The sequence below is a fragment of the Virgisporangium aurantiacum genome, from assembly GCF_016863635.1.
Taxonomy (GTDB): domain Bacteria; phylum Actinomycetota; class Actinomycetes; order Mycobacteriales; family Micromonosporaceae; genus Virgisporangium; species Virgisporangium aurantiacum.
On record NZ_BOPG01000100.1, the window covers coordinates 40,080 to 63,101 of the forward strand.

At 69.9% G+C, this 23,022-nt stretch carries 16 protein-coding genes; 4 read left to right on the plus strand and 12 right to left on the minus strand.

Annotation, left to right across the window (positions count from 1 at the left end; all coding sequences use genetic code 11):
* Nucleotides 1-16: 16 nt before the first annotated feature.
* Together Vau01_RS55625 and Vau01_RS55630 are read left to right on the plus strand one after the other, a co-directional pair.
* Nucleotides 17-1,798, plus strand: a complete 1,782-nt coding sequence (locus Vau01_RS55625) for a lysophospholipid acyltransferase (RefSeq protein WP_204010624.1) — start codon at nucleotides 17-19, stop codon at nucleotides 1,796-1,798.
* A gap of 42 nt (nucleotides 1,799-1,840) precedes the next feature.
* A complete protein-coding gene (locus Vau01_RS55630) occupies nucleotides 1,841-2,233 on the plus strand; it encodes a hypothetical protein (protein WP_204010625.1) in 393 nt (130 codons plus the stop codon).
* 17 nt (nucleotides 2,234-2,250) lie between these two features.
* On the opposite strand, the gene Vau01_RS55635 is transcribed toward Vau01_RS55630, so the two are convergent.
* The gene (locus Vau01_RS55635) at nucleotides 2,251-2,916 is read right to left on the minus strand and encodes a hypothetical protein (RefSeq protein WP_204010626.1); all 666 of its coding nucleotides are present in this window, start codon (nucleotides 2,914-2,916) and stop codon (nucleotides 2,251-2,253) included.
* A 366-nt stretch (nucleotides 2,917-3,282) separates the two neighbouring features.
* Here Vau01_RS55635 and Vau01_RS55640 point away from each other — a divergent pair, with 366 nt between their 5' ends.
* A complete protein-coding gene (locus Vau01_RS55640; protein ID WP_204010627.1) occupies nucleotides 3,283-6,492 on the plus strand; it encodes an AfsR/SARP family transcriptional regulator in 3,210 nt (1,069 codons plus the stop codon).
* 20 nt (nucleotides 6,493-6,512) lie between these two features.
* Here Vau01_RS55640 and Vau01_RS55645 read toward each other — a convergent pair whose 3' ends face one another.
* The 11 genes from Vau01_RS55645 to Vau01_RS55695 form a co-directional block, all read right to left on the minus strand.
* Nucleotides 6,513-7,007: a hypothetical protein gene (locus Vau01_RS55645; RefSeq protein ID WP_204010630.1), complete on the minus strand. Its 495-nt coding sequence runs from the start codon at nucleotides 7,005-7,007 to the stop codon at nucleotides 6,513-6,515.
* Between the two features lie 316 nt (nucleotides 7,008-7,323).
* Entirely contained in the window at nucleotides 7,324-8,685 is a 1,362-nt protein-coding gene (locus Vau01_RS55650) for a toll/interleukin-1 receptor domain-containing protein (protein ID WP_204010632.1), read from the minus strand.
* Nucleotides 8,686-8,712: 27 nt separating this feature from the next.
* The gene (locus Vau01_RS55655) at nucleotides 8,713-11,619 is read right to left on the minus strand and encodes a TIR domain-containing protein (RefSeq protein ID WP_204010634.1); all 2,907 of its coding nucleotides are present in this window, start codon (nucleotides 11,617-11,619) and stop codon (nucleotides 8,713-8,715) included.
* Complete coding sequence (locus Vau01_RS55660) at nucleotides 11,558-12,595, minus strand: toll/interleukin-1 receptor domain-containing protein (RefSeq protein WP_204010636.1); 1,038 nt, start codon at nucleotides 12,593-12,595, stop codon at nucleotides 11,558-11,560. The genes Vau01_RS55655 and Vau01_RS55660 overlap by 62 nt, the downstream gene beginning before the upstream one ends.
* Nucleotides 12,573-14,018: a vWA domain-containing protein gene (locus Vau01_RS55665; protein ID WP_204010639.1), complete on the minus strand. Its 1,446-nt coding sequence runs from the start codon at nucleotides 14,016-14,018 to the stop codon at nucleotides 12,573-12,575. Before Vau01_RS55665 ends, Vau01_RS55660 begins: the two co-directional genes overlap by 23 nt.
* A 21-nt stretch (nucleotides 14,019-14,039) precedes the next feature.
* Nucleotides 14,040-14,720: a nucleotide-binding protein gene (locus Vau01_RS55670; RefSeq protein WP_204010642.1), complete on the minus strand. Its 681-nt coding sequence runs from the start codon at nucleotides 14,718-14,720 to the stop codon at nucleotides 14,040-14,042.
* Nucleotides 14,721-14,723: 3 nt separating this feature from the next.
* Nucleotides 14,724-16,559, minus strand: a complete 1,836-nt coding sequence (locus tag Vau01_RS55675) for an AbeC-like domain-containing protein (protein WP_204010646.1) — start codon at nucleotides 16,557-16,559, stop codon at nucleotides 14,724-14,726.
* Between the two features lie 19 nt (nucleotides 16,560-16,578).
* Nucleotides 16,579-17,256 (minus strand): response regulator transcription factor, encoded by a 678-nt coding sequence (locus tag Vau01_RS55680; RefSeq protein WP_204010649.1) that lies wholly within the window; start codon nucleotides 17,254-17,256, stop codon nucleotides 16,579-16,581.
* Complete coding sequence (locus Vau01_RS55685; protein WP_204010651.1) at nucleotides 17,253-18,881, minus strand: serine protease; 1,629 nt, start codon at nucleotides 18,879-18,881, stop codon at nucleotides 17,253-17,255. Before Vau01_RS55685 ends, Vau01_RS55680 begins: the two co-directional genes overlap by 4 nt.
* The gene (locus Vau01_RS55690) at nucleotides 18,878-20,917 is read right to left on the minus strand and encodes a sensor histidine kinase (protein WP_204010652.1); all 2,040 of its coding nucleotides are present in this window, start codon (nucleotides 20,915-20,917) and stop codon (nucleotides 18,878-18,880) included. Before Vau01_RS55690 ends, Vau01_RS55685 begins: the two co-directional genes overlap by 4 nt.
* A 27-nt stretch (nucleotides 20,918-20,944) precedes the next feature.
* Entirely contained in the window at nucleotides 20,945-21,445 is a 501-nt protein-coding gene (locus tag Vau01_RS55695; protein ID WP_204010653.1) for a hypothetical protein, read from the minus strand.
* A gap of 331 nt (nucleotides 21,446-21,776) precedes the next feature.
* On the opposite strand from Vau01_RS55695, the gene Vau01_RS55700 reads away from it, so the two are divergent.
* Nucleotides 21,777-23,009 (plus strand): protein phosphatase 2C domain-containing protein, encoded by a 1,233-nt coding sequence (locus Vau01_RS55700; RefSeq protein WP_204010654.1) that lies wholly within the window; start codon nucleotides 21,777-21,779, stop codon nucleotides 23,007-23,009.
* Nucleotides 23,010-23,022: the final 13 nt, after the last annotated feature.

Genomic DNA, 23,022 nt, shown 5'->3' on the forward strand with positions numbered 1-23,022 from the left:
ATGGGAGCACAACCTGATGGACCGCGTTACTCCCGATACCCCGGAGGTCGCTCAACTACTGGCCGACGACGGGTTCGTCGGCCGGCTGGCGGAGCTGGCCGGCTCGCTCGGCCGCGACCCGGGCGAGGTGACGGCCGAGGCCGCCGGCTACCTGCGCGAGATGGGCGCCATGCACAGCGCCCGCGTGATGGGCGGCTGGTCGAGGTTCACCAGGTGGATGTTCCGCGCCCACGAGCTGCTGGTCGACGAGGAGTACGCTGGGCCGCTGCGCGAGATCGACCGCAAGTACTCGTTGCTGTTCCTGTTCTCGCACCGGTCCTACCTCGACGGCGCGGCACTGCCGTTGGCGCTGGACCGGCACGGAATCGATCCGGCGTTCACCCTCGGCGGAGCCAACCTGAACATCTTCCCGGTCGGCCAGATGGCCCGCCGGTCGGGCATCATCTACATCCGACGGTCGACCAGGGACCTGCCGGTGTACAAGCTGGCGCTGCGCGCGTACATCGGGCAACTGATCCGCAACCGGAAGAACCTGAGCTGGTCCATCGAGGGTGGCCGGACGCGCACCGGAAAGCTGCGGCCACCGGCCTACGGCATCCTGCGTTACGTGGTCGACTCGATCGAGGCCGCCGAGGACATCGAGGCCGTGGTCGTGCCGGTGTCCATCGTGTACGAACAGCTGCACGAGGTCGGTTTGATGACCGCCGAGGCACGCGGAGGCCGCAAACGACCCGAGGACATGCGCTGGCTGGTCAACTTCGCGCGGCTGCAGGCGAAGCGGCTCGGCCGGGCCTACCTGGACCTCGGTGAGCCGCTCCTGCTACGGGAGCAGCTGGCCGCGCTACGCGCGGAGGACCCGAGCGGGCGCAACATCGTGGAGCGGATCGCCCTGGACACCTCGCACCGGATCAACCGGGCGACCCCGGTCACCGCCACCGCGGTGGTGTGCCTGGCGATGCTGGCCGCCGACCGGGCGCTCACGCTCGACGGCGTGCTCGCCACGGTGGCACCGATGGCGCGCTACATCGGGGCCCGGCATTGGCCGGTCGCCGGTGCGGCCGACCTGACCGACCCGACCACGATCGAACGCACGTTGCGGGAGCTGTCCGCCTCCGGCGTGCTGACCAGCTACGAAGGCGGCACCGACACGGTGTGGAGCATCCGCGCCGGCCAGCACCTGGTGGCGGCGTTCTACCGCAACGCGGTCATCCACATTCTCGTCGACCGGGCGATCGGCGAGCTGTCGCTGGTGGCCGCCTCGGAAGGCGGCCCGGCCGGTCTCGCCACGGCGACCGAGGAGGCGCTGCGGCTGCGGGACCTGTTGAAGTTCGACTTCTTCTTCGCCCGTCGCCGGGACTTCGCCGCGGAGATGGCCGTGGAACTGGCGGTCATCGACCCGGCCGCCGGTCCGGAACTGCACGAGTTCACGCCCGCCGACGCGCGCCGGTGGCTGGAGGCGGGTGACCCGCTGGTCTCCCCGCTCGTTCTGCGGCCGTTCCTCGACGCCTACCATCTCGTCGCCGACCGGCTCGCCGCCCGGGAGGAGGAGCCGGTCGACGAGCCCTCGTTCCTCGACGAGTGCCTGCGGGTCGGTCGGCAGTGGGCGTTGCAGGGCCGGCTCGCCAGCGAGGAGTCGGTGTCGCTGGAGCTTTTCAAGCCGGTCCTCCGGCTGGCCGCCCACCGCGACCTGCTCGGCCCGACCGCGCCGAACCTGCACAAGCGTCGAACGGAGTTCCGCGACGAGATCCGCGAGACCCTGCGCAGGATCGACGTGGTGGCCGGAATCGCGCCGCGCTGAAGCGCCGCGGCCCGGCGCGCGGTGGAACGGTTCGCGAGCTTCGTGCGGTCCAAGGACCGGGGTCGGCTGGTCCCCGACGAGTCCGGCATCTCCTCACTTCAGCATGCCGAGAAGCTCGCGGACGTCTTCGTGCTGGACAGTTACCTGACGAAGATGGACAGCCGGCGGATCGACGGCCTCGACATGCGAGGAAAACTGGAGTACCTGACCGCGCGAAGCCGGGTCCCACGAATGAACCCGGAGGCCCGGGACGCCATCGCGAACGCTGACGTGATCGTCTACTGGCCCGGCACCCAGCACTCGTCGCTCTTCCCCAGCTACCTGACCGATGGCCTCGCCGAGGAAAGGGAAGCACGGGTGGCGATCCATGTCGACGACTGGAGCGACGGCCAGGGAAGACATGCAGTCTCGCGGATGCTGACCTGGCTGAGTTGATCAGTCGCGGCCGATGGCTAGAGGACGGTGCACTTGGCCGACGCGTACCTGATGACCGGTGCCGTGCGGGTGGTGCGCTTCGGGATGCCCGGAACACCCGCGAGTTGGAGCCGCACCGAGTTGTTCGTCTCGTTGGACTCCCGGATCTGGTTGTCCGGGTCGACCGTCACCGTGACTACACGGGGCTGGTCCAGTAGCGCACGGACCCCGTCGGTGATGACCGGGTCGAACCACAGGATACCGAGTTCGCCCATCGGGAACTCGGGACCGCCGTCGATCGAGGTGGACGTGCCCGACTCGACGCCCGCGCTCGACATCGTGAACGAGAACGTCTTCGCGCTACCCCCGATCGACATCGCCACCTTCACCGGGTCGATGGAGCCCGACGGGTGCACGGCCACCGCGACACCGAGATTCGTGTACTTGGTCCCGGCGGCCTCGGTGACGAAGGTGTAGTAGCCGCACGCCGCCAAGCCGGTGGGGTTGACAAGCTTCGGCACGACGTCGGGCCGCTGGGCGGACGCGGGCGAGGCGCTGCCGGCGGGCGGGCCGCTCGACCCCGCCGGGGCCGATGTCGTGGACGCGCTCGCCGGCACCGACCGGGCCACCGCACCACCCTGCTCCCCGCAACCCGCCGACGCCGCGACGAGCGCCACCAGAATCACTGCTACCGATCCCCGCATGCCGCGACGGTACCGCCTCGATCTAGCGACCCAGTTCGTGGCCCAACCGGCAGAAGCAGGTAGCCGGCGTCCACCGTGGACCGGCACTCGGTCATGGCACACTTGCAGGGTTCGACGGCCGCCTATCGGGGGTTGCGGTGTCAGAGCTTGAATTCCGGATGTGCGGGCCGATCGAGGCAGTCGCACAGGGTTCACGCGATTCCTGGCGGCGATGGGGACCGCAGGCCCGATGCCGCCTCGCGACATTGACGACCCGGCGGCCCTGCCCGACGCCGAACCCGTGCCTCGTGAGGTCGGGCTGATGGAGAGGTAGCGGCCGGAACCGAGGTTCCGGAACCGACCGGCGGGGCATGGAGGGAGGCACGGATGGCGCCGACGCTGGACCTGGCGTTGCTCGGTCCGTTGGAGGCCCGCGTCGGTGGCACGATCGTCGACCTCGGTGGCGTGCGCGCCCGGTCGGTGCTCGCCGCGTTGCTGGTCGACGCCAACCACGTGGTGACGGTGGATCGCCTGATCGCTGCCGGCTGGGGCGAGACGGCACCGACCACGGCCCGCACGCAGGTGCAGAACCGGCTGTCGGTGCTCCGGCGGACGTTCGCGTCAAGCGGTTGTGCCCCGTTCATCGACCGCGTCGGATCGAGCTATGTCGCGCGCGTACGGGACGACCAGTTGGACCTGTCGCGGTTCGACGTCCAGTCCGCGAAGGCCGAACAGCTGATCTCGCACGGCGATCTCGACGGCGCCCACGCCGCGCTCACGGCCGCGTTGGCCCTGTGGCGGGGGCCGGCGCTCGACGGGCTCACGACGCCGCACCTCGAAGCGACCGCCCACCGGCTGGAGGAACGCCGCCTGCACGCCGTCGAGAGCCGCATCGAGATCGGCCTCGCACGCGGCGACCACACCGCCGTGGCCGCCGAGTTGGCGGAACTCGTGCGCACCTACCCGTACCGCGAGCGGTTGCACGCGTTGTTGATGATCGCGCTGTACCGCGACGGCCGGCAGGCCGAGTCGCTGGAGGCCTTCCGCCGCGCGCGGGTCGGCCTCACCGAGCACCTCGCCGTCGAACCCGGCGCGCTCCTGCGCCGGCTGCACGATGCGGTCCTCCGCGCCGACGATCGCCTGATTTCGACGCGACTCGACGCCGTCGACGCGACTGTGACCGCCGCGCCGCTGAGCGAATACCGGCAGACCCCGCACGAGCTGCCCGCGGACGTCGCTGGATTCGCCGGCCGGGTCGCACAACTCGGGGCGCTTGACCGGGTGCTGCCCGATCGCCCGCGCCATCTGGCGATCGCGGTGATCACCGGAACGGCCGGCGTGGGCAAGACCGCACTGGCCGTCCACTGGGGACACCGCCACGCCAAACGCTTCCCGGACGGCCAGTTGTACGTCAACCTCCGCGGATACTCCCGGGCCGCGCCGACGCGCCCCATCGACGCATTGGCGGCGCTGCTGCGGTCTCTGGGCACCCCGCCGGAACAGGTGCCGCTCATTGCCGACGAGGCGGCGGCGCTCTACCGGTCGCTGCTGGCCGAACGGCAGGTGCTCGTCGTGCTCGACAACGCCGGATCCGCCGACCAGGTACGTCCGCTGCTGCCCGGTGGCCCCGGCAGCCTCGTCCTCGTCACCAGTCGCCGCCGTCTCGGCGGGCTGGTCGCCCGGGAGGGTGCCCACCGCGTCGAGCTGACCGTGCTCGATCCGGATGACGCGAGCCACCTCGTCGACCACATCCTCGGCCGCGGGCGGGTCGCGGCCGAGCCCGCCGCCGCGGCCGAACTCGCCACCATCTGCGCGTACCTTCCGCTGGCGATCCGGGTCGCCGCGGCGAACCTCGTCAACCACCCGCACCACCTGATCGGTGACCACGTCCGGCAGTTGCGGGGCGGGAACCGGTTGGCCGCCCTCGCTGTCGAGGGCGACGAGGAGACCGCGGTGCGGGCCGCGTTCGACCTGTCATACCGGTCGATCACCGTGCCGGCTCAGCGACTGTTCCGGTTGCTCGGGCTCGTTCCGGGAGCCGACTTCACCGCCCTGGCCGCCGCGGCGCTCGCCGCCACGACGCCGGACGAGGCCGGCGGCCTGCTGGAGCGGCTCGCCGACGCCCATCTCGTCGACGAGCCCGAACCCGGCAGGTTCGCCTTTCACGACCTGCTCCGTGAGTACGCGCGCGACCTGGCCGCAACCACCGAAAGCGACGCCGACCGCGGCGCAGCACTGCGCCGGCTGTTCGAGAGCTACCTCGCCGGTGTCGACGCCGCCGCGCAACTGCTGTACCCCGAACGGCTCCGCCTGCCGCTGCCACCGGCGCTGAACGAGCCGCCGGTGCCCGACCTGGCCGGGCCGGTACAGGCCGGCCAGTGGCTCGACGCCGAGCGGCACAACCTCGTCGCGGCGGCCCGGCACGCGGCCGACCACGGACCCCGATCGGTGACATGGCTGCTCGCCGACGGGCTGCGCGGTTACTTCTGGGTGCGCGTGCATGCGGTGGACTGGTTGACGGTGGCCGAGGCGGGCCTCACGGCCGCGATCGCCGACGACGAGCCGCAGGCACAGGCGTGTGTCCATGGCAGCCTCGGTGACCTGGCATGGCAGCGGAGCCAGTTCGCCCGGGCGGCCGAGCAGTACTGCCGGGCTCTCGTCGCGGCCCGCCGGGCCGGCTGGCTCGACGGGCAGGCCACCGCCCTGGGCAATCTGGGCGCGGTACACGCCGAGCGGGGGCACCTGCGCCGGGCGGAGCGGTGCCAACGCGTGGCCCTCGCGCTCGACGAGCGCAACGGGAATGTCAGCCGCATCGGGGCCCGCCACATCAACCTCGGCATCGTCAACCTGCACCTGGGCCGGTTCGACCGGTTCGCCGCCCACGAGAAGGCCGCACTCGCGATGTTCCGCAGGACAGGATCGCGGAACGGCGCGGCCCTGGCACTGACGAACCTGGGCGAGGCGTACGTCGCGCTGGGCCGCCTCGAGTCCGCCGCGGAGGTGCTGGCCGAGGCGCTGGCGTTCCACCGGTCCACCGGCAGCCGCCGCTTGGAGGCCGACACGTTGCGCTGCCTGGCTGAGACGCATCGCGACGCCGGGCGGCCCACCGACGCCCTCGCGTGCGCGGAAGCCGCCGTCCGCACGGCCGAAGAGACCCACGAGCACCGCATCGAGTGTGACGCGCGGTCGACACTGGGCAGCGTGCACCTCGCCGCCGGCGACTACGACGCCGCGATCGACCAGCACCGGCGGTCGATCGAGCTGAGCCGCCGGGTGGGAGCGAGCTACCGGGAAGCCCGGTCGCTGATCGGTCTCGCGGCCGCGCTCACGGCAGTCGGCGCGGTCGGTGACGCCGTCCCGCACGCGGAACAGGCGGTCGAGATCGCGCGCCGCTTCGAGTTCCACGCCCTGGAAGCCGACGGGTTGACCGTCCTCGCCGAGGCCAACCACGGGGTCGGTGAGGTTGTCGCGGCCACCGACGATGCCCGGCTGGCCGTGGCTATCCACGAGACCACCGGGCACCGCCTCGGGTACGCGCGGGCCCGCGCGGCGCTCACACACGCGCTGGCCGTCGACGGCTCACCATCGCGGCCGTGACAGTGCACGCGCCGACCGCGTCAGACAGGGATGTCGCCGGCCTGCCCGAACGGGTGCCGGTTCAGCGGTGCGGCACCGGAGGCGTACCAGACCCACCATCCACCGCCACGGTCCCAGATGACCAGGTCGTCGCGGCCGTCACCGTCGACGTCCAGACGGGCCTTGCCGCCCGCCGTCGCCGCGTCGACCGGGCGTACCCGCAGCAACACGCCGTCCACGCCGGCCTTGCGGGTCGCCGCCCGGTCGAGGGTCTCCACCCGCAGCAGCGACGAACCGGCATCCTTCTCGGCCACTCCCGCCGCCGTCCACGCCGGCGCGGGTAGCGTGAACGGCCGGACCGCGCTCGCGACCGGGTCTGGCCCGGCACCGGCCACCCGGGCCGGAGCGGCCGCGTCCACCTGCGGCCCGGGCCGGTCCAGCGCCGCGGCCGCAACCGGATCGAGCACAGCAGCCGCCGGCACACCGAGCACCACCGCCACAGCGACACCGATGATCCGCCGGGTCCGGCTCGTCATCATCCCCTTCCCGGCAGACCGCCTCGACGCCACCCAACCCGTGACAGCGGCCCATGGCCGTCTGTATCCCATGGCGCTCCCCACCAACGACATCGACCCGACGCCAACCGTGGAAGGAGAAGGTATGCAGCGCCGTCACTGGTCCGTCATCACGTGATCATCGATGCCTGGTCGGGCCGCCCGTGGGGTCGTCGTCGCTGCTGGTCAGCGCACTTCCGCCAGGGCTACGAGGGACGGCTGTGTCGATCAGGTACCGCACGCCGACCTGCCGTGGTGCTGCCGGTGAGCATGCCGCGGCGGGTGAGGGGGTCCACCGTCAGCGACCGACGTCGACCGGCGTCGACCGCAAGATGCCGGCGGACAACGCGCCGAGCCAACTCGCCAGGTCTTCGGCCGAGGCGGACAGGTGGTCCCGCAGCCGCCGGAGCGAATTCCGGATTGTCTCCAGGTCGCGCGGCGGACAGTCCAGCGCGCCGATCTCCCCCAGCAGAGACAGCGCCTCCTCCGACTCGCCGGCGACGATGGCGGCCGTAGCCAGCGTCGCGAGACTCCAGACACTGCGTTCGCCGGATCGGCGAATGGTCGCGACCGCCGAGTCGTACGCCTGCAGCGCCACGTCGCGCTCGCCGAGGGCGAGGCTGAGCTCGCCGACGTTCGCGGCCATGTAGTAGGACTCGGCTGCCGTCTCCATGGCGGCCCGGTACGCGTCGCGGGCGGCGCGCAGATCTGCCGTATTGCGATCCTGTTCCCAGCGCTGCCGGTGCAGCCGGCCCTTCAGCCCGGCCACCTCGGGGTTCTCGGTCACGGCAGCCGGGTCGAGGGTGGCTATCCGGTCCAGCGTCCGAATCGCCTCGCCGCCGTTACCGGCCTCCAGATGCGCCAGTGCCAGCTTGTGCAGCACGAAGACGTCCTTGCCGAACAGGCGCAGGGCCAGCTCGAACTGGGCGACCGCCTCCTGCCCGCGCCGCGCGTCCAGGTAGAGCTCCCCCAGCCGTCGGTGCAGCCGGAGGTCGAGCGGAACCTGGCTGCTGTCTTCGCCGGGTGGCGCGAACGCCAGCAACAGGGCCCGGTGAATGTGCGCGACCTCGGCGGACCGGCCGGCCCGACGGAGCATGTCGATGCGCTCGCACCACTCCTGCACGCCGTCCTCGGTGAGCGCCTGCGCCCGGTTCTGCAGCGCCCGCTGTACCGACTCCAGGTAGATCGGCAGGGCGTGGGCCAGAAGCATCGCGAGTTGCCTCTGCCCGGGCCGCTGGATCCGGTCCCAGACCGTTTCGACCATCCGACGCATGCCGGCTTCGGCCTCGCCCTGGACCGCCTGCAGGGGGTGCAGCGGTCCGGGTACCACCTCGACGCTGACCCGGAAGAGGAGCGGAACGATCGGCCGTTGCGTCTCCATGCCGAGCGCCACTCCGCTGACCGCTCCGATCTCCCACATCAGCCAGGGGCGGTTCAGCGACTCCGGAGTCAGCATCACGATGGCGATGTCGCACCGCCGCACCTCGTCGACGATCCATTGCAGCCAGTTGGCGCCTGCGGCGATGCCACCCCCCACCGACTGGTCCGACGAGTACGCCACCGCGACCTCGTTGTCGAAGACATCGTCGAGCAGCGTCTTGACGGCTTCAGCGAGAGGAGCGTCGACGTGTGCGTGACTGATGAAGATGTTGAGCGCCATAAGAACCACCTCCACGTGGGGGCGCTGTCAGCTGTTGAATTCCTCGTCCAGGCGACGACGCGCACCCTCAGGGTCGGCCCGCAACTGGGCCACCAGGGCACGTACTGCCTGCAGGCCGTCCTGCTGGTACATCCGTTCCACCGCTTCGGCTCCGCGGTACGGCCAGTCGGGATACTCCCCGTAGCGGATGTATGCCGAGCAAGCGTCGTACAGCGCCTGATCGGACCGGACGAAGTGAGACTGTGCCCACGCCGCCAGGGCCTCGTTGACGCATTGCCAGGCCTGCGACCGTGAGAGCGCTGCCGCCGGCGCCGCGTAGCCGTCCCGGTCGAGACCGGTCGCGACGGCCGCGTGCAGGTGTTCGTGAACCACGGTGCAGCCGAGCAGACCATTGGTGTGGGTGCGGACGGCGTCCCTTGCCATGCCGGCGTCCGTCAGCGAGGTGGTGACCCGCTCGAACGCGTCGGCGCAGATGAGAATCGCCGGTCCCGCGGGGACGACGAACCGAGGGACGCCCTGGTCCGCCGCGCCCCGTCCGATGGCCTCGGTCGACGCCGCATCGCCCATGGTGAAGGCTCCGTAGGTCAATGCCGCGGTGGTGAACAGGGTCGTTCGGAGCGTCGCGCCGCGGGTGCGAAGGCCGTCCACGACGACGCCCGCGACGCCAGCGAGGAGGTCGCGGTAGTCCGAAGGCGTCGCCGTCCATCCGAACCGGGGTTGGTCCGTTCGCAGGTTCAGAGGTTCTGTATCGACGAGAAACCAGGGGAACGCCCTTTTGGCGTACGCCACCGCGTCTTCACCGATGGGAAAGCCACCCCTGAACGGCAGGCCCCCGCCCACCGGCGTCACCCGGCCGACGTAGTCCACGATCCGCGCCACGAACAGTTCGACGAAGGTCGGAAGCATCGTGACCGGAAGAACTCTGGCTCCGTCGAGCGACGGGGAGACCTTTCCGAGAAACTCCGGCACCGTACCGGGAAGACCGACAACGACATCCTCGCCCGCGAGATGGCGACGGATCGTGTTTCCCAAGCCCTCAGATCGGTGGCGAAGAAACTCGAACTCGACCTGCTCAGCGCCTCCGGACAGGCCGAAGACCTCGTCGACCGCATCCCTCCCGTGCTCCGCCGTGAACTGCCGCATGTGAAAGACCAGAAGCAGGGCCTGAAGCAGGTCCACGGCCGCCCGTAGCTCCACGATCTCGTCGGGAACACCGGGTTCAGCCTCCGTCGACCGTCGGGCCTGACTCACCGCATGGTCATCGACCAGCAGCGTGATCGGCGGGTGGTATCGCAGCCCGGTCACGTCTTCGATGAACGGGACGACGGCGGGCAGAGCCGCCCGGATGCTGTTCACCGTCTCCGGGCTCCGTCCGGGGGTGAGCGCGACGACGGGGAACGAGGCCTCGCAGCGTCGCGGCCCGCCGACGGCGCCGGCCTCCGGCATGCCCGCTGCGGACGGGCCGAGCCCGAGCGACTGCGGATCGACGTAGGCGAAATGAATCGGCTTCAACAGCTCGGGTGGCTTCGGCATCGGCCGCGACCAGTACAACGGACGCACGAATTCCGTTCCGTCCGGTCTGGAGCGGGCGACCTGCAAGGCGAATCCCCATTCCTTGGCGACGTGCTGCGAGCCGGCGGACGCGTCGGACCAGTACAGTTGGAACAGATCGTGATTCGCGATCATGTCGGTGATCACGCGTTGCCAACCCTGTCCGCCGCGGATGTCGTCGCGGTCGACGAACACGTTGATGCCGAGTCCGCGGTAGGCGGCCTTGCACCGCCGGACGAATGCCTCGTCCTCGTGCGCGTAGGAGGCGAAGACCGTCCGGATCATCGTCGCCGACCCGCGGCGCTGCACGGGTGGCACGGCCGAGCCCGGCTCGACCCGGATCGACATCGGCACCTGGCCGATCAGCAATCCGTCGACGCTTATCCGCACAGTTCCGTCACAGGTCGCCTCGGCCGCCGTGCCGACGTACTCCAGGGCGAAGCTCACCTGCTCGAGCCGGCCGTGCCAGACGACTTCCTGCCGCGCCGGAACGCAGCGGACATCATCGAGCATCGGATAGATCTCGAGGACCTGCCCGGTTCTCACGGCCGACAAGGCAACTCCGCTGGAGCGACCCGGATGCGGGCCCAGATCGGCGTTCAACGCGGCCAGCAGGTGCTCGACCTGAGCACGTTCGGTTCCCAGATGCGCGTACACGGTCAGCCGGCCGGTGGTGTCCGGCGACATCGAGCCGGGGTACGCGGCGGTGAACTCCAAGCGCTCCCGGGCACCGACCGAGCCGGCCACCTCGGCTGCCTCGGTGTCGGCCCGGGCGATCCATGCCCGCGCCCGCCGCTCCATCTCCATCGCCGCCTGTCCCGATCCGGTCGCGGCGGCCGAGAGCGATACGCGGGACACGACGGGGTCCCAACGTCCGGAGGTCAACCCGGTGATGTCGCGGGCGACGCGCTCACCGGGCGGGGTGGGGTCGATGAGAATCACGTCGACCGGAACGCCGAGTTCCTTGAGTTCACGCGCGGCCGCGCCGGCGTCGTCCGGTTCGGACAACCCGTCGGTGATCAGCAGGACGCGAGTCGTCATGGTTTCCGACCGTCGATCCGGCTCGCGCACGTACGCGGCGGCCGAACGCAGCGCCTCCGCGATGTCGGTGCCGTTCTCGGGTGACACGTCCGCCAGCGCCGCCTCGAACCTCGGCCGGTCGGCCGCAACGCCGGCGGCGACGAGCCGACACCTGCTGGTGAACACGAAGAGCGCGACCGGCATGTACGGGGCGAGCCGGTCGAGTTCGACCAGCAACGTCTCGACGGCTGCCTCGAACTTGGTCTCACGATCGGTGCGGCGCGTGCGCCGATCGACCTCGCTACTCGCCCGGTCGAACGGTTTGCCCATCGACTCGGAGTGATCGAGCAGAAGAATCCACATGTACGGCCCTCCTGTTCTGCACGAGAAAACGCAGGAAGTGTTCGAACTCCGTCTTGTTGGCGTAGAACGCCCGCTTCTTGTCGCGGAGAAGGGCTGGCACGTTCTCGGCATCGGACTCGTCGAGCACCAGCGGGATGACGGTTCGCGTCGCGTCACCGCTCAGTTCAGCGTTGAGGATCGCGCTGTACTCCGCTCTGGTCCATCCGGAGCTGGCGAACTGCGCGCTGAGACACGGCACGACGTAGCGCGACCGCTGCAGCCCGTCCTCGATCTTGGCGGCCACCGCGTCGCCGAAGCGGATCTGTTTCTCGTCGAGCCAGTAGGCGATGCCGTTCTCCTCGAACGCCTTGGCGACCCCGAGGACGAGATCCTTGTCGGCGCTCGAGTGGCACAGAAACACGTCGAAGTCGAACGGGTCTGCGGGTGGTGCGGCGTCCTGGGTCAGTGGGATGGTCGTCGGTTGGATCACCACGTTGGCCACCATGAGCCCCGCCCCGTACAGGCGGACAAGTCCGGCGTAGCCCGGAAAGGGCCTGGCCACACAGGTCGTGCCGAGTTCGTGGACGCCGTCGTCGGTTTCGATCTGCCCTCGGATCAGGCCGGAGAAGAACTCCAGCGAGAACCGGTTGTAGCGCGTGCCGAGCATGACCGGTTCGTTCGACGTGGCGACGTTGGTCAGCACGCCCTCCTCGTACACCCCGAGCCGAGCGAACGTCGATTTGGAATCGGCGTCCTCGGGGGCGGTGTAGAACGCGACGAAGTTCCAGTGCTTGTCGGCGCGGCACACCAGCCCGGCGCCCACCCCGGACCGTTGGACGAGTCGCAGGTCGGCGCTGATCCGCCCGTTGAGGAGTTCACCGGGCGTGGTGTCGACGGCGTAGGACGACCCGAAATCACCGATGCCACTGCCGTATCCGGTGATGAGCCTGTTCGCGAACGTCCACCCGCGGGGGCTAGTTGTGGTCCAGGTACTCACGGAGCTTCTCGCGGATTCGCTCGATCCGGGCGGCATCGTCCGGGTGACGGTCGATCAACTGGTCGGCCAGGGCGAGTGCCTCCAGGATGATGGGTGCTGCGTCGTCCCAATCGGTCACGCCGAGGTGGCGGGCGGCATTCCGGTGAGTCTCCTGCATCATTGTCTTGCGCATGCTGCCGAAGAAGGCCTGGACCTCGGGTTCGGCCCGGTAGGGCTCGATCATCTCGACACACCAGTCGATGACCGACATCACCGACACGTGTTGCCCGATGTTCGACATCTCCCCCTGCCACCGGGCAGTCGACAGATTCCACGCCGACGCATCGAGTCCTGCCCCATCGGACTCGATCTGCTTGAGCTTCGCGATCTCGACGGTGAGCATCTGCCTCAGCGCGGTGACGTTGCCCGACTCCAGATCCGAAAGCACCCTCTCGTCGGTGGATTCGGTCTCGAACTGCTGCACAATGCTGCGCACGAGCGGGTGCGACGGACTGGCCGCCACCTCCTGCCGGGTTCCAACTGTCAACTCCAGCTCCGTCGAAGCGATCTCGCGATCGCCGTCGAACAGGTTCGCACCGATAGCGACCCGGTCCGCCGTCACCTGTTCGGGGTCGACCTCCAGCCGCACGGCGAAGTTGAACGTGTCTTCGCCCTGCAGCGGACGGAGCCGGTACCGACGGCCGACCTGCCGGATCTTGTTCAGTTCCCGGCTCACCCGGACGCCGTCGGGAAGTGTCAGGGCGACCCTCGGCCGGTCGATCAGCACGGTCAACGCGCCCTCGAACTCCTCCTCGATGATGTCCTCGATGTCGGACTCGCCGATGTTCCAGAACCGGCCTCCCGACGACGACGCGATCGCTTCCAGCAGGTCCTCCTGGAAGTCGGCACCGATTCCGACGGTCGAGGCGCTGATGCCGACGTCGCGCGCGCGGCTCCCGGTGTCGGCGAACACGGCCCGTTTCGTCTCGCCGTAGTTCGCCTGACCGTCGGACAGCAGGAACAGTCGGCTGTGGTGTGACTCGTTCATATGGGTCTGCAGTTCCAGCAGGCCCTGATACCAGCCCAACGACAGGTTGGTCATCCCCCCGGTGACGATGGCGTTGAGGCGGGCCTCGACCTCGTCGGCCGGTGTCTGCGGATTGACGATCACGTCGGCCTGGTCGTCGAAGGCGACGACGGTCAGGAGATCGCCCTTGTCCAAGCGCCGGAAGATGTCGACACAGCTCTTCTTCGCGGTGTCGAGTTTGCCGCCGCTCATGCTGCCGCTGCGGTCGACGACCAGGCAGAGGTTGACCGGTCCGGCCCGCCGGGCCTGATGGTCCTTGCGCTCGCACGAGACCTCGACGACGAGGTCCGTCTCGCTGACGGCGTCTTTACGCACCACCGGCCGCTCCGGATGGAGTGCGATCTTCACGATGTCCATGTCTGCGTCTCCTCAGGCGATCTACACGGTCGGTGGCCGGGGTCGGCGCAGGTACGCGTCCCAGTTCGCGAAACGGTCGGCCCGGTACCAGTCGGAGCCGTCGTCGCGGGCCGGGAGGCCGGCCGCGCGGAGGCGACCGAGCAACTGCTGAACGCTGGCGAACGATCCGTCGAACCGGACGACGTCACGGCCGGCCAGATCACTGAACGGGCGCAGCGTCCCGATCGTGACGATGACCGTGCTCGTCGGGAACGTCGCGAGGGCCATGCCGAGTTCGATCAACGCGTTGGGTCGCGGCTGACAGGTCGGCCACACCTCGTCGGCGCCTTCCCCGGGCTCGTGCAACGACGGGTGCAGGTGGACGACGTCGTCGGGTGTCAGGAGGACCAGCACGGCCGAGGCCTGCGTGACACCCCGCGCCACGACCTCGCCGATGTACGGTGCGGCGTGCCTGGCCTCGTTGATGATGCGTTCCCACTCGAGCGGCTCCAGACCGAGCGCACGGAGAAAGTCGAACATCCGGTCGCGGACCGGACGATCGCGGCCGAACACGACGAACACCCGCCGCGACCGGTCGGCGTGGCCGCCGTCGTTCGCGGTTCTGCCCTCGGGGGGCGGTGGACCGGCGGAACCGTAGTTGTTCACGGTCTTGTCACCCGCCCGGCCCGTGCCCACCACGATGTTGTGGCCATTGATGTCCATGGCTCAACTCCCGGTCGTTGTGGATCCGGCCGCGGCGCCGGCCACCGCGGCGGCCGCGGCGGCCTGGGCGGCCTGGGCCGCGGTTGCTGTGCTGGCCGCCGCGCTGGCGGCGGTGTTCGCGGACGCGGCTGAGGTGCTCGACGGCTCGACGAAGTTGTGCACGGTGTCGCCGGCGCGTCCGTCACCGCCGATCTTGATGTTCTTGGCGTTGAACGTCATCTGCTGGGCCACGATGATCGCCATGACGGTCTTCTCGATGGCGGACGTGTCGATGTCCAGCTTGTCGAGGTGATCCTTCAACGCCTTCGCCAGTCGCGACTCCAACACGTACAGGTCGCGCATCAGGTCGTCGCGCGCGTTGAACTCGAGTTCCTGGCCGAAGACGAAGTGTTCCCGCAGCGACCACCGGCCGCCGAAGTCGAAGTGTGAGCCGCGCCGGATCATGTACCTCTCGTACTCGCGCTTCGCCCAGCGGCGCACCGGATCGGCCAGGAACGCGAGGCTCCGCAGCGGGCTCCAGAGCACCAGCGGGATGAACCGTCGACAGCCTGTCACCATGGCCAGACCCAGTGCTTCGGGCAGGTGCCGGGGCAGTTCGCGGACCAGCGTCGGCTCCTCGATGCCCGGCAGCACGTACACCTTGGAGTACAGGTAGAGGATTCCGGCGATCACCTCCGCCCGGACGAACAGGGTGACCATCAGGTCGCCGTTCCAGTTGGCGATCTGCATGCACAGGTAGGTGCGTTGTTGCGCGTCAGCCCGACCCAGGCTGTCGAGCCGGTCCGCCCGGCTCACCCGGGTCGCGGGCGGCTCGCACGGTCGATCGTCCGGACGCGCACCGTCGTCCAACCGGAACCGGCCGTCGGCGTAGGTACGGTAGCCGTACCACAACCCGGGAATCCCGGCGCGCGCGGCCGACGCACGCAGCGCCTCGTGCAGTTCCCGGATGTCGACCAGCTTCGGCTTCTCACGCTCCTCGAACGTGCCGGGTTCGTCGAACGTACCGGGCTTCTTGAGCTTGCCCTGGCCGATGTCGACGCTGATCTGCCAGTCGTGGACGAACTCGCCGTTGCCGACGAGCGTGTGGTTGAAACGGTGACTGCCGTGGTAAACGAAGAAGTTCACGTCTTCCGGGCAGGCGAGCGGCTCCAGCCGGTCGGCGAGCCATCGGGGCGGGGATGGTGCGAGGTCGCGGAGGGGGCGTTGCGAGTCGCGGACGATCCGCGCCCACGCCCGCGCGATTCCGGCGTCGACGGTGGCCACCACGAACGCGGCCAGGGCACCGAATCCGAGTACCGGCAGAGCCGAGACCACGGCCGGCTCGCTCAGTGCGAACCACGTGCCCAGCACGACGACGAAGGCAAACAGAGTGGCCTCCTGCGCCATCTGGACCGGGTTGGCCCGGTACCGCTGCCGCAGCCGGTGCCAGAGGCCGGACCATCCCGCGCCTTTGCGGGTCGTGATGCCGCCGGCGACGGCTCCGGCCGCGACGACCGCGGTCGGCGCCAGCACCGGCCACACGCCGTGCCGCCGGACCAGGACGAACACCGTGGTGATCAGAACGGCGGCCAGGACCGCGTCGCGCACCGCCTGACGATGACGGGAGGCGTGCGAGTGGGCGGCCACCGTGGCCATGTCGGTGCGGTAGCTCGGCGTCATCGCCCGGTACGCGCTGCGCCGGAACCACCAGTTCACGAACCCACACCAACCGTCGTCGGCGTGCACCGCCGCGCAGAGGATCCGGGTCGGGTTCGTGTTCGGGTACGCCGGCCACGTCCCGGCGCCGGCGGCCTTCCGGAAGCCGGCGGCGGCGAATCCGGATGCGATTTCGGCGTGCATGTGTCCCTCCTCCGTGAAGTCAGCCCGACAGGCCGCTCGGTTTGGTGTCCGCCGGCGTGATGCCCGCGTTTCCGGCCAGCAGCGCGAGCTGCGTCCGGTCGTTCACGCCGAGCTTGGTGAAGATGGCGGTCAGCTGGTTACGGATCGTCTTCTCCGAGACGCCCAGTGATGTCGCGATGTGGTTGTTGGCGCGACCGGACGCGACCAGCCGGGTGATCTGCAGTTCGCGCGCTGTCAGTTTGTCCAGCGGTGGTTTCATCGGCAGCGGGGTGCGGTGCAACGCCGCCGTCAGGGCCGCGCCGATGCTGGCGCTGAATACGTAGTTCCCTTTGGCCACCGTCTGCAGGGCCGCGACGATCACGTCGGGGTCCGTGCCCTTGACCAGGTATCCGCGGGCACCCGCGCGCAGCGCCCGCAACGCGGTGGCCCGGTCGTCGGCCATGGTCAGCACCATGATCCGCGTGTCGGGGCGCTGGCTGTGGATCCGGCTCGTCGCCTCGATGCCGTCGCCGTCCGGGAGAGCCACGTCCATCGCGATGATGTCCACAGCTCCGGACAGCGCGGCAGTCATCGCCTCCTTGAACGTCGACGCCTCCGTCACCGAGTCGACCCAGTGCTCGTTCTCCAGCATCGCGATCAGCCCGCGCCGCACAATCGGATGGTCGTCGACGATCAGGACCCGCAGCGGGTGCGTCATGTGGAAACTCTCCCGTCCCGGTCGCGCTGGATCGCGTCTCGGATCGAGCTGATCCGGATGCCCTCGTTGGCCTGATAGGTTCCGCTTCCCCGCAGCCTCGGCATGGCGTCGCTGCCGGAGTGGTGCAGCCCGATCAAGCGCCAGTCGTTGTCGAACGCGGGGCTCCCGGAGCTGCCGGGTTCGGTCGCTGCCGCGTAGTGGACCCGGGTGTCGTTGTAATCGAGCACGAGGTTGTGCTGGATCGAGAACATCGGCTGCATCCGACCGTGCGGATGTCCGATGATCAGGACCCGCGGCTGGCGTTCGAGGGGCAGAAGCCGCGACTCGATCGGGCACTCCGTGGCCTCGCTCGGCACCGTGCGCAGGCTGAGAACGCTGACGTCGAGCGCCTCACGCGGAGACGACCAGACGATCGCGTCGACCCGGTGCTTTTCGGCGTCGCCGCCGGCCGCCTCCCGGCCGCGGAAAGTCAAGCGCGCCGCGTCCGGTGTGATGGCGTTCGGGACGACATGGGCGTTGGTCAGCAGCACCACCGCGGGCATGGATTCGTGCAGCGCCCTTCCGTCGACGAGTATCCCGGTGCCGACACCGTCGCCGCAGTCGTCTTCGATGCGGGCGACCCGGCGGCACCGTTCGAGGGCGTCGCGGAACCATCGCAGGGTGTGGAACCCGGCCGTCCCGAAGATCGACTCCAGGCCCTCGTCGGCGAGGTCGTCGAGGTCGGTGTTCTGCAGGTGGGCCGCGGGCACGGTGACCACGCCACCTTCCCGACGCAGCAACGCGGCCCGCAGCATCGGGAACAACCGCTCGCCTGCGCCGCTGCCGTCGTCGAGCTGCCACACCTCGACGAGCTGGCGCAGAGTGCTCGCGAGCTCGAACGCGTCGGCCTCGGGAGCCTCGACGTAGCGGGCCAGCCACTCCTGTGCGTCGCGGGTCCGGTCGAGCGCCACGCAAGCCTCGACGGCGGTCGCGAGCGTCCAGGCGTCCGGCTCGGGTTCGGCGGCAATCCGCGTGAGGATACGGTTCGCAAGATCGTGCGCGTACCGGGCCGGATCGTCGAACCCGGCCGGTTCCAGGCCGTCGCGCAACCCACGACGCAACAGGGCGACGGTGTTGATGCCGTGCCACAGACTGGTCTCGTCCGCGCGGTAGATCTCGTGGTATCCCGCCACGGCGCGGTCGAGGTACTCCTGCCGGTGATGCGGGCCGTCGTCGCCCGCGATGTAGAGCTGCTTGTAGGCCCGCCCGGCCAGGCCGTGGGCCTCGGTACGTTCGGCGTCACTCACCGGGCCCTCCAGAACCCCCCGGAGAAGACCGAGCGCCGCCCCCGGAAGTTCCTGGTCGACGAGCGCCTGTACGTAGTGCAGGCGTACCGCCGGCCGGTCGAGACCGTTATGGATCATCGCGTCGGCGGTCCGTTGGACCAGCGGAAAACACCGCTTGCGTTGCAGCAGGCGGAGGACGGCGACAGCCTCTGCCTCGGTCGGCGCCAGCCGGCCGCGGCGGAGACCGGCGGTGATCCGCGCGCAGACGTCGTCGGCGGCCCGGTGGTCGAAGCGACGCAGCGACGCGGCGATCTCCGCGGTGAGGCCGACGATGTCGACCGGACCCGGCTGGATCATCATGGACTCCCGTTCTCCTCCGTGGCGACCAGGTCGTCCGACCGTTGCTGCCGCGGAATCTGCGGCTGCTCCGGTACGGCGACCGGCAACCACACCCGCACGGCCGTTCCGGTCGGATCGACCTTCTCGACCACGCAGTGGCCACCGAGTTCGTCGGCCCGCGAATGGAACGACTCGATCCCGAGCCCACCCTTCCGGGCCCGGGCGGCGACGACCTCGGCGTCGATTCCCACGCCGTCATCGAGGATTTCCAGGTAGAGCCCGTCGTCGTCGCGGCGCACGGTCACCTGGCACGCGCTCGCGTTCGCGTGCCGCGTGACGTTGGTGACCGCCTCGGCCACGATTCGCCATGCCGCCACCTCGATCGCCGCGGGGAGGTCGGTGAGGTCGCCGGCAGCCGACACGTCGACGGCCAGGCGGTCGCTCTGGTAGCGGGTGAGCTCGACCCGCAGCGCCCCCTCCAGACCGCCGTCCAGGGCTGGCGGCCGCAATTGGTCGACCACCTGCCGCAGCTCGCTGCCGCACACGTCGAGGTCGCTGAGCAGGGTGACGAGCTGCGCGCGGGCGCGCTGATTCCCGGTGACGAGCCGCTGCACCGCGCGCACCTGCAGCGAGATTCCCGTCAACGCCGGCCCGACGCCGTCGTGCAGGTCCCGACGCAGCCTGCGCCGCTCCTCCTCCCGGGCCTTGACCAGCCGTTCGCGGGACAGCCGCAGGTCGCGGATGAGCCGCGCCGTCTCGACCGCCACCGCGGCGTGCAGGGCCAGATCCGTGAACAGGCGCCGCTCCCTGCGGGTGAACCGACCGTTCGGGTTGCGCGTGGCGACCAGGAGCCGACCGACCTGCCGGCCGTGTACCGTCATCGGGAACGCCTCCATCGGAGTACCGGGTCGGCCGGCCTCCGCGAGCGGCGTCGGATCGTCGCCCTGGTCTGTCGTCACCGCGACGTACGGGACCTGCAGCGACCGGGCGATCGTCGCCGTGAGCCGCGGCAGCGCGTCGGCGGCGGCGGACCGGCCGAGCACCTGGCCGAGGCGGGCGATGACGAGGTACGGGTCGTCCCGCTCGCCGTACAGCAACCGGTTCACGCCACGCTGAACCTGGCGTCGCACCGGCTCGAACGCGACAGCCACGACGCCGGTCGCGACCAGCGACTCGTACCTCCCGGTGGACATCCAGGTGACCGACTGCCTGATCATGGCGACGACGGCGACGAACGCTCCGACCACCAGAAGCGTCATCACCAGCCACACGAGGGTGCGGTTGATGATCGTGTCGAGGTTGTACAGCCGGTAGCGGAGGATCGCCAGCATCATTCCGGCCGGAATCGCCACACCGACGATCACCGCGGCGGCATCGCCCACGAACGGCCCGGCGATCAGCGCCAGCACGAAAATCACCGCCGCCGGCAGCAGACAGGCCAGTTGCCGGCGGGTGTCACCGTCGGCCCGCCTCCACCGCACGATCAACGACACCAGGACCCCGACCATGCACAGAAGAGTCAGCACCATGCCGCCAGCGGCGACGAACACGAACGCCTGCGCCCGCGCGGAGATCGGCTCGGACGTGTCGACGAGCAACGTCGTCGGATGGTCCAGTGCGGCGATCGCGAGCGCCACCGCGACCGTGGCGGTGGCGACCGGAATCGCCACCGCCAACGCCGCCCACCGGCGCCCGGGCGGGCGGCCGTCCGGGAAGAGCAGGAGAGCCAACGCGATCAGCCCGTACGGCGGCCACCACGTCCACTGGCTCAGCCACGCCAGTGGCGTGACGCTCGCCCAGCTCGCACCCGCGACGGACAGCGCCGCGAAGGCACCGGCCGCGACCAGCAGCCGCCCCACGACGTGGCGAGGGACCGCGAACAGCACCATGAGGCCCATGACGATGCAGGACGCGGCGATGGCGGAGGTCAGCGCGATCGGACCGGCCGGCTCGTCGGTGGGTCCGAGCACCTGACCGACCACGACGAGAGCGGCCACCGCGACCAGACCTGAGACAACCCACCACGGCGACATCGGTTCGGGCGCAACCGCTCGCACCGTACCTCCCTCGTTCGTCGTCATGGCTCAGTCGTGCGTCCAGCCGGTTCGATGCAACATGTTGTGGAACCAGTCACCGTTGTGCTCGTCACCGTTCGCGCTTGTCGGCGCGACGAACGCTGCGAGACTGTCGACGTACTTCATCCCCTCGATCTTCGGAAGCTGACGGACCGCTGCGGCAGGGGTGAGCCCGAACCGCGAAAGTTGCCGCTCAGCGGAGTCGCCGTGGCGGTCGAGGTAGTCCCGCACGTGATCAACGACGGCGCACATCCGTCCTTGCAGTTCTTCGGGGTCCGGGGGTTCCCCGGTCGGCGCGAGATCCATCAGTGTCCACGCGTGGGTGAACACCGGGGCGAGCCGTCGTCCGTCGCGGTCGAAGAACTCCATCGCGCCGTGGGCGTCGTTTCCCACCCCGATGTCGTCGTCCTGGAGCAGCGTCGACACGTCGTCGTACACGTGCAGCCAGGTGTTGTCACAGGCGATTGCAAGAACATTTACATCGTTCGCGGTCGATGCATGTGCGGTCATGCCGATCCCTCCGAATGGTGTGGAACGCGGGCCAGTCGCCCCCGTGGCACTGTTCCCGCGCAGACCTGGATGTGCTGTGAAGCATTGTGCATCGGCCGGGGTCCCGAACCGATGGGACATCCGTCCGGTCGATCCGGGGAAATGCTCCCACGGGTGACGACTGGCGGTTGCTTTTCGATGACCCGATCGGTCGAACTTCCCGATGAATCACATTCGCTTTTCCTTGACCGTACGGGACGAACGCCCTGCCGATCGGGACACCGCGGCGCTCACGCTCCCGCTGGAGGCGGCCCCGCCGCGATTCCGGACAACCGAAACGGAGACACGCGCGATGATCTGGGAGACGCACGGAACGGTTCTCGCCGCGCTGATCACGGCCGCTCTGGTCCTGGTGCTGGTGGCGGTCGTCGCGGGCGCGGCCTGGTTGCACCGCCGACCGGACTTCTCCGATCTGCCGCCCGTGGCCGACGGCCGGCACACTACCGAGATGTTCGGCCACACGCGGGCGTTCAGCCTCCCGTCAGCTGTCGCGGCCGTCGTTCCGTGCCAGATCGAAGCTGACGCGCCGAGCGGCGCACCGCCCACGGGCCACGTCCCGGATCCGTCCCGACCGTCACCGGAACCCCCGGAAGACGTCCGGGCGGATCATCCACGTCCCGCGTTCACAAGCCCGCTCCGGCCGGAGACCGCGGTGCCGCCACGGTTCGGTGTCGGCTCGACGGCTGCACGGCTGCCGTGGCTCCTGCCGGAGGAACACGCGGCGCCGTCGGGCGTCGCCGCCGACCAGGCAGTACTCGGAGCGTTGACGGTGCGCGCCGCCTCCGTCATCGGCCCCGGCAACCGGTGTGCGCGCCCGGCAAGGCCACGCCAGGACGCATACCGCATCGCACAGGACAGGGCGGCGGAGCACCTGATCGTGGCCGTCGCGGACGGCATGTCGGACAGCGCCCGCGCCGAGTTCGGCGCCATGGTCGCCGTCGGCAAGGCCGTCGGTCTGGTCCGCAACCGACTGGACCGCGGTGAGCGCGTCGACGACCTCCGCGTTCGGGGGCTCTTCGCCGACGTGGCTGCCGGCATCCTCGCCGCCGCGGACGAGCGCGGACTGGGGGCGGAAGACGTGCGCACCACGTTGACCGTGGCGGTCATCCCGACCGGCCCGGCCGCCGCCCCGCGCACCGCCTGGGTGGGGCACGTCGCCGACACCACCGTCTGGCTGTGCGACGCCCGGTCCTGGCAGCGCGTGACCAGGAACGTCAAGGACTCGTTCAACGGCAGCGCGCTGCGCACGTTCATGCCGCACCACCCGGACACCGCGTTGAGCCATACCTTCACGGTGACCGCCGGCGCGACCGTCGCCGTGTTCAGCGACGGGGTGGCGGACTCGTTCGACGAGGTTCCCGGCGCCGCCGAATGGCTCGCGGACCGGTGGCAGGAACCACCACCGCTGGCGTCCTTCGTGCTCGACGTCGACTTCGACGCGAAGGCGCAGCACGACGACCGGACGGCGGTCGTGGTGTGGTGCGACCGGGAGCCGTACGGCGGTGATCGCGGTGTCGACGAGTAGACCTCCCGCCGTC

Bases quoted from the DNA above. Each gene is read 5' to 3' on its own strand.
- Vau01_RS55640 (WP_204010627.1), top strand. From the start codon at position 3,283: ATGGCGCCGACGCTGGACCTGGCGTTGCTCGGTCCGTTGGAGGCCCGC.
- Vau01_RS55625 (WP_204010624.1), top strand. From the start codon at position 17: ATGGACCGCGTTACTCCCGATACCCCGGAGGTCGCTCAACTACTGGCC.
- Vau01_RS55665 (WP_204010639.1), bottom strand. From the start codon at position 14,018: ATGGACATCGTGAAGATCGCACTCCATCCGGAGCGGCCGGTGGTGCGT.
- Vau01_RS55700 (WP_204010654.1), top strand. From the start codon at position 21,777: ATGATCTGGGAGACGCACGGAACGGTTCTCGCCGCGCTGATCACGGCC.
- Vau01_RS55695 (WP_204010653.1), bottom strand. From the start codon at position 21,445: ATGACCGCACATGCATCGACCGCGAACGATGTAAATGTTCTTGCAATC.
- Vau01_RS55655 (WP_204010634.1), bottom strand. From the start codon at position 11,619: ATGTGGATTCTTCTGCTCGATCACTCCGAGTCGATGGGCAAACCGTTC.
- Vau01_RS55635 (WP_204010626.1), bottom strand. From the start codon at position 2,916: ATGCGGGGATCGGTAGCAGTGATTCTGGTGGCGCTCGTCGCGGCGTCG.
- Vau01_RS55645 (WP_204010630.1), bottom strand. From the start codon at position 7,007: ATGACGAGCCGGACCCGGCGGATCATCGGTGTCGCTGTGGCGGTGGTG.
- Vau01_RS55650 (WP_204010632.1), bottom strand. From the start codon at position 8,685: ATGGCGCTCAACATCTTCATCAGTCACGCACACGTCGACGCTCCTCTC.
- Vau01_RS55670 (WP_204010642.1), bottom strand. From the start codon at position 14,720: ATGGACATCAATGGCCACAACATCGTGGTGGGCACGGGCCGGGCGGGT.
- Vau01_RS55685 (WP_204010651.1), bottom strand. From the start codon at position 18,881: ATGATGATCCAGCCGGGTCCGGTCGACATCGTCGGCCTCACCGCGGAG.
- Vau01_RS55675 (WP_204010646.1), bottom strand. From the start codon at position 16,559: ATGCACGCCGAAATCGCATCCGGATTCGCCGCCGCCGGCTTCCGGAAG.
- Vau01_RS55680 (WP_204010649.1), bottom strand. From the start codon at position 17,256: ATGACGCACCCGCTGCGGGTCCTGATCGTCGACGACCATCCGATTGTG.